The 9148-nt window shown below is 64.7% G+C and carries 10 protein-coding genes; all 10 read left to right on the top strand.

Translation table 11 applies throughout. The features are described 5' to 3' along the window. Positions 1–101, top strand: a 101-nt coding sequence (locus F2P44_RS36270) for a flagellin (protein ID WP_267877657.1), incomplete at its 5' end; no start/stop codon positions are given. A gap of 373 nt (positions 102–474) precedes the next feature. Then, on the top strand, positions 475–1917 hold the full coding sequence (locus F2P44_RS33580) for a flagellin N-terminal helical domain-containing protein (protein ID WP_167094327.1): 1443 nt from the start codon (positions 475–477) through the stop codon (positions 1915–1917). Between the two features lie 76 nt (positions 1918–1993). After that, entirely contained in the window at positions 1994–2362 is a 369-nt protein-coding gene (locus tag F2P44_RS33575) for a flagellar protein FlaG (RefSeq protein WP_167094325.1), read from the top strand. A gap of 106 nt (positions 2363–2468) precedes the next feature. Then, the gene (fliD, locus tag F2P44_RS33570) at positions 2469–4478 is read left to right on the top strand and encodes a flagellar filament capping protein FliD (protein WP_167094323.1); all 2010 of its coding nucleotides are present in this window, start codon (positions 2469–2471) and stop codon (positions 4476–4478) included. 26 nt (positions 4479–4504) lie between these two features. Further along, positions 4505–4957, top strand: coding sequence for a flagellar export chaperone FliS (gene fliS, locus F2P44_RS33565; protein WP_167094321.1), 453 nt, complete (start codon positions 4505–4507; stop codon positions 4955–4957). Positions 4958–4960: 3 nt separating this feature from the next. After that, positions 4961–5293, top strand: a complete 333-nt coding sequence (locus tag F2P44_RS33560; protein ID WP_229423895.1) for a flagellar protein FliT — start codon at positions 4961–4963, stop codon at positions 5291–5293. A gap of 11 nt (positions 5294–5304) precedes the next feature. After that, positions 5305–6549, top strand: a complete 1245-nt coding sequence (gene fliK / locus F2P44_RS33555) for a flagellar hook-length control protein FliK (RefSeq protein ID WP_167094319.1) — start codon at positions 5305–5307, stop codon at positions 6547–6549. Further along, complete coding sequence (locus tag F2P44_RS33550) at positions 6542–6904, top strand: EscU/YscU/HrcU family type III secretion system export apparatus switch protein (protein WP_167094317.1); 363 nt, start codon at positions 6542–6544, stop codon at positions 6902–6904. Before fliK ends, F2P44_RS33550 begins: the two co-directional genes overlap by 8 nt. Next, the gene (locus F2P44_RS33545; protein ID WP_167094315.1) at positions 6888–7646 is read left to right on the top strand and encodes a flagellar brake protein; all 759 of its coding nucleotides are present in this window, start codon (positions 6888–6890) and stop codon (positions 7644–7646) included. The genes F2P44_RS33550 and F2P44_RS33545 overlap by 17 nt, the downstream gene beginning before the upstream one ends. 175 nt (positions 7647–7821) lie before the next feature. Next, a complete protein-coding gene (locus F2P44_RS33540; protein WP_167094313.1) occupies positions 7822–8979 on the top strand; it encodes a hypothetical protein in 1158 nt (385 codons plus the stop codon). The last annotated feature ends 169 nt before the right edge of the window (positions 8980–9148 follow it).

Genomic DNA, 9148 nt, shown 5'->3' with positions numbered 1-9148 from the left:
CCAAACTGACGCGCGGCCAGATCCTCCAGCAAGCCGGTACCGCCATGCTGGCCCAGGCTAACTCGCTGCCGAACGGCGTGTTGTCCCTGCTGCGCGGTTAATCGCCGAGCGCGCCTTGCTTCCCCGGCCAGCTCCTGGCTGGCCGGGGAATGTCATCTCCGCAGTAAATTCTTGTTTTACATGCAATAAAGCCGCGGCGCCCTGCCCGGCGAGGTCTTCCCTGGCGTCCGTCCTGCGGCGACAAATAGTTTTTTATTGCCCTCAAGTTTGGCGCATCGCTGTCGTCTGGCGCCGTGCCTGGTCGCGCCTTGAGGCCCAAAATAAAAAATAGTCACCCGAAATCCCCCTAAACTTTCCAGCCCGCAATCCGTTATAGATAAGGACTGCGGTGTGATTGTCCCGGTACAAAGGGGCACACCAAGGCAAACGGCACGGAGCCAACATGAATAAGTAGCAATTGCAAGGAGTAATACCATGAGCGTCATCAATACCAACATCTCGTCCCTGAACGCACAACGCAACCTGAGCACCTCGGCTTCCGCCCTGTCGACCTCGCTCCAACGCCTGTCCTCCGGCTTGCGTATCAACAGTGCCAAAGACGATGCGGCTGGCCTGGCCATTTCTGAACGTTTCACGTCGCAAATCCGCGGCCTGGATCAAGCCAAGCGCAATGCCAACGATGGTGTATCGATGCTGCAAACGGCGGAAGGCTCCCTGCAATCGACCGGCAACATCCTGCAGCGTGTGCGTGAACTGGCTGTGCAGTCGTCCAACGCCACCAACTCGGCCGGCGACCGCAAGGCCATCCAGGCTGAAGTTGGCCAGTTGCTGTCGGAAGCCGACCGTATTGCCCAAACCTCGGAATTCAACGGCTTGAAACTGCTCGACGGCAGCTTCGGCACCGCCACCTTCCAGGTCGGCGCCAACGCCGGCCAGAGCATCCAGGCCACCACCGCCAACTTCCGTACCAATAACTACGGCAACAACGAAGCCTCGACCGCAGCCCCGACCACCCTGGCCACCACCGGCACCGCTTACACCGCCGGCAGCTTCGCCCTGCAAGGCCTGGCCACCTCGAACATCGCCGTCACCGCCACCGATACCGCCCAGTCGCTGGCATCGACCATCAACGGCGCCACCGCCAACACCGGCGTGACCGCTTCGGCCAAGACCGAGGAAGCGCTGACCCTGACCGCGGCCGGCGTGTATTCGCTCGCTGTCACCTCCGACAACAGCACCGCCGCCAACGTCACCTTCACCGTCGGCGCCGCACTGAACGCCTCCGGCCTGGCATCGGCGGTCAGCGCCTTTAACGATGTCTCGTCCAAGACCGGCGTCACCGCCAAGCTGAACGACACCAACAATGGCTTGATCCTGACCAATTCGGCCGGCAACAACATCACCCTGGCCAATAACAGCGCATCGGCCTCGGTCACGGCAGGGGCGATCGACTCGGCCGGCACCGTCGGCACCACCGTGGCCGTCGCCACCGGCGCCACCTCGACCTCGATGGGTTATGTGTCGATGAACTCGGACAAGGGTTTCTCGGTCGGCAGCAGCGGTTCGACCGCGATCACCGCCGGCACCGCCGCTTCGCTCAATACCGTGTCCGGTATCGACGTCTCGACCGCCAAGGGTGCATCGAACGCACTCAAGGTGCTCGACTCGGCCCTGGCCAACGTCAACAGCCAGCGCGCTTCCTTCGGCGCCCTGCAGTCGCGCTTTGAAACGGCCGTCACCAACCTCGAATCGACCTCGGAAAACCTGTCCGCCTCGCGCAGCCGGATCCAGGATACCGACTTCGCTTCGGAAACCGCGAAACTGACCCGCGGCCAGATTCTGCAACAGGCAGGCACCGCGATGTTGGCCCAGGCCAACTCCCTGCCGAATGGTGTGTTGTCCCTGCTGCGCGGCTGATCCACCCGGCTCCGCTTCGCTGCACTCCCCGGCCGCTGTTCCAGCGCCGGGGAATTTTCGTTAAAGGAAACAAGTCATGGAACTTCGTCCCTTAGACAACGCACCGGCGGCGCCCCCGTTGCGCCCGGCAGCGCCCGAGAACGCCTTCGCCAGCGCCAGGACGGCAGCGCCGGCCGCCGCCCCCGGCAAGAGCGCACCCGCGCGCGCCCCGGCCGAGCCCGATCCCAGGGAAGTGAGCAAGGTGGTCGGCGAAATCAATGTGGCGATGCAGGCGATGTCGCGCAATATCGAGTTTTCGATCGATACCGACAGCCAGCGCACGGTAGTCAAGATCATCGACCAGACCACCAAGGAAGTGATCCGCCAGATGCCGACCGCCGAGGCGCTCGAAATCGGCAAGGCGCTGGAAAAAGTGCAGGGTTTGCTCATCAGGCAGACCGCGTAAGGCGAAAAACCGGGCATAAACCGAACAAGCAGCGGATTACCCCTCTAAAGTCTGGATAGAAGATGCCGTTAACTTAGTATATTCATGCTTTTACCAGGAGGCGTTCGTGGCCATTTCTTCCGTCAGTTCAGGCGGCTCTATCGACGTCAACGACATCGTCAATAAATTGATGATGGCGGAGAGCCGGCCTTTCGTCGCCATGCAGAACAAGGAAAAGGCGTACACCGCCAAATTGTCTGCCTATGGCACCCTGAGCGGAGCATTGGGCTCATTCCAGACTGCGGTCAGCGGCCTGGCCGATCCGACCAAGTTCAAGACCGTCGGCGCCAGCTCGACCGAATCGAGCGTGCTCACCGCCACCGCCGGCAAGGATACCGTCAAGGGCAGCTACGCCGTCAACGTGACCCAGCTGTCGCAGGCGCAGACCTTGACCTCGGCCGGCCAGGCCAGCACCAGCGCCCTGATCGGCAGCGGCGCGGCCACCACCCTCACCTTCGAATTCGGCAGCATCACGGGCGGCACCCTGACCAACGGCGCCTACACCGGCGCCGCCTTCGCCCAGGACGCGACGCGCTCGGCGCGCACCGTCACCATCGATTCGAGTAACAATTCGCTGCAAGGCATGCGCGACGCCATCAACAAGGCCAACGTGGGGGTGACCGCGACCATCATTTCGGATGGCGGCGCCAATCCCAACCGCCTGGTGCTGACCTCGACCCAGACCGGCGAAACGTCGAGCATGCGCATCGGCGTCTCGGGCGACCCGGCCATCGACAGCCTGCTCGGCTATGCGGCCGACGGCACCCAGAACATGACCCAAAACAGCGTGGCGCAAAACGCCAAGCTGACCATCAACGGCGTGGCCATCAGCAGCCCGGGCAACAATGTCTCGGAAGCGATCCAGGGCGTGACCATCAGCGCGCTCAAGGTCGGCACCAGCACCGTCAGCATCACCAGCGACAGCACGGGCGCGAAGACGGCGATCAACAATTTCATCAAGTCCTACAATGAATTGAACAGCACCATCGCCGGCCTGACCACGGCGCCCAAGGCCAGCGAAGGCAAGGGTGCCGGCGTGCTGCTGGGCGACGCCACCACCCGCAACCTGCAATCGAGCCTGCGCAAGATGTTCTTCACGCCGGTGCCGGGCATGGATGGCGATATCAGCAGCCTGAGCCAGCTGGGCGTGTCGTTCCAGCCGGACGGTTCGCTCAAGCTCGACAACACCAAGCTGCAAAAAGCCATCGATACCAACCTGGACGACGTGTCCAAGCTGCTCAGCACGGTCGGCTCGACCTCGGACAGCCTGGTCAGCTTCGTCGGTTCCACCAGCAACAGCACGGTCGGCACCAAGAGCTTGTTGCTGACCCAGATGGCGACCCAGGGCAGCGCCACCGGCAGCACCGCCGCCGACACCAGCATCACCGCGGGCGTCAACGACCAGTTGTCGCTGACCATCAACGGCGTGACCTCGACCGCGACCCTGCTGGCGGGTAACTACACGGCGGCCAGCCTGGCCAGCCATGTGCAATCGATCATCAATGGCGCGGTCGGCGCAACCGGCGCCAGCGCCACCAGCGGCACCGGAGTGACGGTCAAGCAAGACAGCGGGATCTTCACGATCACCTCGAACAAATACGGGTCGACCTCGAAAATCAGCCTGAGCGGCTCGGGCGCGTCCGCCCTGCTGGGCACCCCGACCGTGGTCGACGGACTCGACGTGGCCGGCACCATCGGCGGCGCGCTCGCCACCGGCAGCGGCCAGAACCTGACCGGCGACGTCGGCTCGGCCAGTTCCGGGATCCAGGTGCAAATCACCGGCGGCGTCATCGGCGAACGCGGCACCGTGAACATCTCGAAAGGGGTGGGCGCGCAATTTACCGAGCTGGTCGACAGCTTTCTCAACGCCAAGGGCACCATCCCTGGCAAGAATGCCGGCATCAATGCCAGCCTGGCCGATATCGCCAAGCAGCGCGCGGCACTCAATGTGCGCCTGACCCAGACCGAAAAGGATTTGCGCAGGCAATATTCGACGCTCGACGTGACACTCTCGGGCATGAGTTCGACGAGTAACTTCCTGGCGCAGCAGCTCGCCTCCCTTGGCACCATTCGATAGCATACGACAGAAAGAGGACATCAATTATGTTTGGATCTTCCAACAGGGGCGCAAGCAGCTATGCCAAGGTCGGCCTGGAAACGAGTGTGGTGGCGGCCTCCCCGCACAAGCTGATCGTCATGCTGTTCGACGGCGCCCTGGTGGCGGTGCTCAGCGGCCTGATGCACATGAGGTCGGGCAACATCCCGGAAAAAGGCAAGGCGATCTCGAAAGCCATCCAGATCATCGACAATGGCTTGCGCGCCAGCCTCGACAAGAAAGCCGGGGGCCAGATCGCCGAGAACCTCGATTCGCTGTACGAATACATGAGCGCGCGCCTGCTCACCGCAAATCTGAAAAACGATACCGATATCATGATCGAAATCCAGGGTTTGCTGACCGAACTGCGCGAAACCTGGAATGCCATCGGTGCCGCCCCGGCCGTCGTTCCCGCGTCCGACGTGGCGCCAGTACGCATATCCAACCTTGTGAGTGCCTGAACCATGACGATGACCAACGATGACGTGCTGTCGACCTACGAAGCGATGCTGGCCCTGTCGGCCCAGATGGTCAGTGCCGCCGAAAGCGGCGAGTGGGATGAACTGAGCCTGCTCGAAAAGCGGGTCGGCGCGCATGTCGCAGCCCTGCAAGCCAATGACGAGCAAGTCTTGCTCGAAGACGCCAGCCGGGTCAAGAAAGTGGCGATCATCAAGCAGTTGCTGGCGTACGACCGCATCATCCGCGACCTGACCACCCCATGGATGGCGCAACTGTCGCAACTGATCAACAGCAGCGGCACCTCGCGCCGGCTGAATAACGCCTACGGCGGCGTCTAGTCGCGCTCGCGATGCTGGCGCGCACGGACGGCCCGGGGGTGCATGCGGTCGGCAAGGTCGACCCGGTCCGGCCCGCGCTCGGCGTCGGCGACACCCGCCAGGATGCGCTGGCACGCGCGCTGTCGACCCAGCTGGGCCAGTCGATGCGGGTAGCGGTCCTGTCCAGGTTCAACGACGGCACCTTCCTGGTCCGGGTGGCGGGTGAACAGGCCCGCATGAGCCTGCCCGAGGGCGCGCAAGCCGGCACCGAGATGCCGATGACCCTGGTCGCGATCAATCCGCGCCCCCAGTTCCGCCTCGACAACCAGCCGGGCAGTGCGACTGGCCTCCCGGGCGGCCCCGCCCAGACGCCCTTGCCCGCTGCCGCCGGCCAGCCCCTGCCGACCGGCGCCACGCCCGAACGCGCACCACTGCAGGCTCCCGCGCCGCCGCAGGCGCAGCCCCAGGAAAGCCAGGGCGCCGGCGCCGCCAATCTCACCGGGCGCGCCACCAGCCTGGCCGCCACCCTGCTCGGCAAGGCGCCCCTGACCGCCAGCGCCGACCTGCCCTCGCTCGATGCCTCGACCCCGCCCGCCACGCTCAGCAACACCGGACAATTGCTCGCGCGCATACTCGACATCGGCCATCCCGCCCCCGGCAAGCAGGCCGCGATCGCCGGCGCCACGCCCCTGATCAATCCGAAACACGGCGCGCCCGACGCCGCCACGCTGGCCCACAAGCTGGAAGAAACGATCAGCCGCAGCGGCGTGTTCTACGAATCGCACGTGGCCGAATGGGCCGACGGCAAGCGTCCCCTGAGCGAACTGCAGCGCGAGCCGCAGATGCAGCAAGCCATGGCCACGCCCGGCGCCGGGGCGCGCCCGGCGGCGGCCGAACTGGCCAGCGCCCAGCTGATCAGCCTGCAGCTGACGGCCCAGGAACAGGCGCGCGTGACCTGGCAAGGCCAGTTGGCGCCGGGCCAGGAGTTGCAATGGGAAATCCATAAAGATGCACCGGAGCAGCGCGGACGCGGCGACGACGACCCCACCGCCCCCGTGTGGAAGAGCGGCATGCGGCTGCGCTTTCCGCTGCTGGGCGAGATCGAAGCGAGCATCGTCACCACCGGCGCGCGGGTCCACATCGAATTGCGCACCACCAGCCAGGGCACGGGCGAGGCGCTGCGCGCGCGCGCGGGCGAGCTGACCTCGGCGCTGGACGTGTCGGGCACGGCGCTGGCCTCGCTCATCATCCGCACCCCGGAAGCTGGCGATGGCTGAGCCGCTGCCCAAGCGCCCGCAGTCGGCGGTCGCGCTGGCCTACAACAACGGCGACCCGGCGCCCAAGGTGGTCGCCAAGGGCAAGGGCTTGATTGCCGCCCAGATCATCGAGCGCGCCAAGGATGCCGGCGTGTTCGTGCACGAGTCGAAGGAATTGGTAGCCCTGCTGATGGGCGTGGACCTGGACCGCCAGATCCCGCCCGGTCTGTATCGGGCGATTGCGGAACTGCTGGCCTGGCTATATCATATTGAAGCCGCGCAAGCGACAGGTGGCCCCCTGCCCGCCCCGCCGGACGCAGCCCTTTTCATCGACCGACCACAAGAAGCGGCAGACAAAGATGCAATCAACCAATGATTCCGATATTGAAAGCTGGCACGACTTTGAAGTCGCCTCGCGCAAGGAAATCATCGCATTGTTGCGCGGCATCGGCGAAAAGCGCCAGCTGGTGCGCATGGTCATCCGGCGCGGCACCGAAGTGTGCGTCTCTGCCATCCTCGAGGTCGATCCCGACAACAACACCCTGACCCTGGACGGCTCGGCCGACCCGGAGCAGCACCGCCGCTTTGCCAATGTGGGCCGGATGGCCTTCGAAACCTCGCTCGACAAGATCCGCATCCTGTTTTCCTCCGAGGAGGTGCAAGCGACCACCTTCGAGGACACGCCGGCGTTTACGATTCCCATTCCCGAGACCCTGATCCGGTTGCAGCGGCGCGAGTTTTACCGCATGGCCACGCCGGTCAGCAATCCGGTATCGGTGGTGATCCGCCTGGCGCAGGATGCCGGCGGCGGCACCCACGTGTTTCCGCTGGCCGATATCAGCTGCGGCGGGATCGCCATCCTCGACAACAAACTGGTGCTGGGCACCACGATCGGCCAGAGCTACACGGGGTGCCGCATCGATTTGCCCGATGTGGGCGCGGTCCAGACCACCCTGATGATCCGCAACTCGGTCGACCTGACCATGCTCAACGACAAGACCAACCGCCGCCTCGGCTGCGCCTTCGTCGACATTTCGCGCGGCGGCCTGGCCAGCGTGCAAAAGTACATCACCAAGCTCGAACGCGAACGCAACGCGCGCCTGGCGGGGCTGGGCTGATCCGCTTTCATTCGCCGGGTCAATTTATTCGCTAAGTCAATTCATTCGGTCAGGCAAACTATCCGGGCGGCAGCGCCGCAATTGACCGGAGGCCAAGAGCGTGCCGATAGCCGGGCCTGGCTCAGCCTGGAAGGGGTATGTTTCAAGTTCACCGCGAACTTTTCGGAGAATGATGATGAAACGTACACTCGTGCTGTCAGCCACGCTGGGGCTACTGGTCGCCTGTTCCACCCCCTACCGCACGCCCGTGCTGGACGCGACGCCGGCCACCCTGCCGACCTTCACCGGCGTCGCCAGCCTGCTCACCCCCGGGCGGGCGCTCGACGTGCTGCTGGTGCATGGCATGTGCACCCAGGACGAGCGCTGGGCCAGGGAATCGGTGACGCAGCTGTACACCAGCCTGGGCGGCGACGCGGCGCAGGTGGCGCTGTCTGCGACCACGGTGACCGATACCGGCATCGTGCTGTACCGCCAGACCTTGCCGCTGGCGGCCGGCGCGCTGAACGTCAACGCCATTCTCTGGTCGCCCCTGACGACGCCGCTCAAGGCGGGGCTGTGCTATGACCAGAGCAACAAGTCAGGCTTCTGCCCGGCGGACCAGGCGGCCAATGCCTATCCCTACGAACGGGCCACGCTCAACCGCGCATTGAAAGACAAGCTGCTCGACGATTGCCTGGCCGATGCCGTGATTTACCAGGGCAAATCACGGCAGGCGATCAGCCAGCGCATGCAGGCGGCGATTTTGCAGGCGGTCGGCAGCGCCGGCGGGACGGGCCGGCCACTGGTGCCGGGCGGTGGCGAGGTGCCGCCGGCGCCCATCCCGCTGGTGATGATCACCGACAGCCTGGGCAGCAAAGTGGCCTTCGACGCCCTGTTCAAGCTGTCCACCACGCCAGAGCAATCGGCGGCGGCGCTGCAAGTGTTCAAGCGCACCTCGCTGGTGTTCATGCGCGCCAACCAGATGCCGCTGCTCAGGCTAGCCGAAATGGACCTGGACGGCTCCATGGCGCCGCCGGGGCCGGATGATTTTCCGGCCGATCCGATCCAGGCCCTGATCGCGCAGCGCAACGCGCAAGGCATCGGCAAGCCGACCGATGTGCCGACCGTGGTGGCGTTCACCGATCCCAACGACGTGCTCGGGTACACTCTGGTGAAAAGCCCGGTCGCCGCGCGCGCGGGGTATCCGATCATCGATGTGGTGGTGTCGAATGCGCCGACCTACCTGGGGCTGGTTGAACTGCCGACCAACGCGCACCTCGATTACCCGCGCAACGCCACGGTACAGCGCATGATTGCCTGCGGGGAGCCGGCGGCGGAGGGATGCGGTAATTAGTCAGGGGAATGGACTCGCTCGTCCGATTCAGCACGACCGTCTGCTTTCGTTAAGGGTTGTCCGATGCCGGCCGCCGTCACAGACTCAAACTGATGCACGCAAGCGTCTCCGGCCGGCGTTGGGCAAGCCGCGAAGGAGGAAACCGCGGGATGTGTCGTTGTCGTCAAGC

The sequence above is a fragment of the Massilia frigida genome (assembly GCF_011682175.1).
GTDB lineage: Bacteria > Pseudomonadota > Gammaproteobacteria > Burkholderiales > Burkholderiaceae_D > Telluria_A > Telluria_A frigida.
This window is presented reverse-complemented; position numbering and strand designations above follow the sequence as displayed.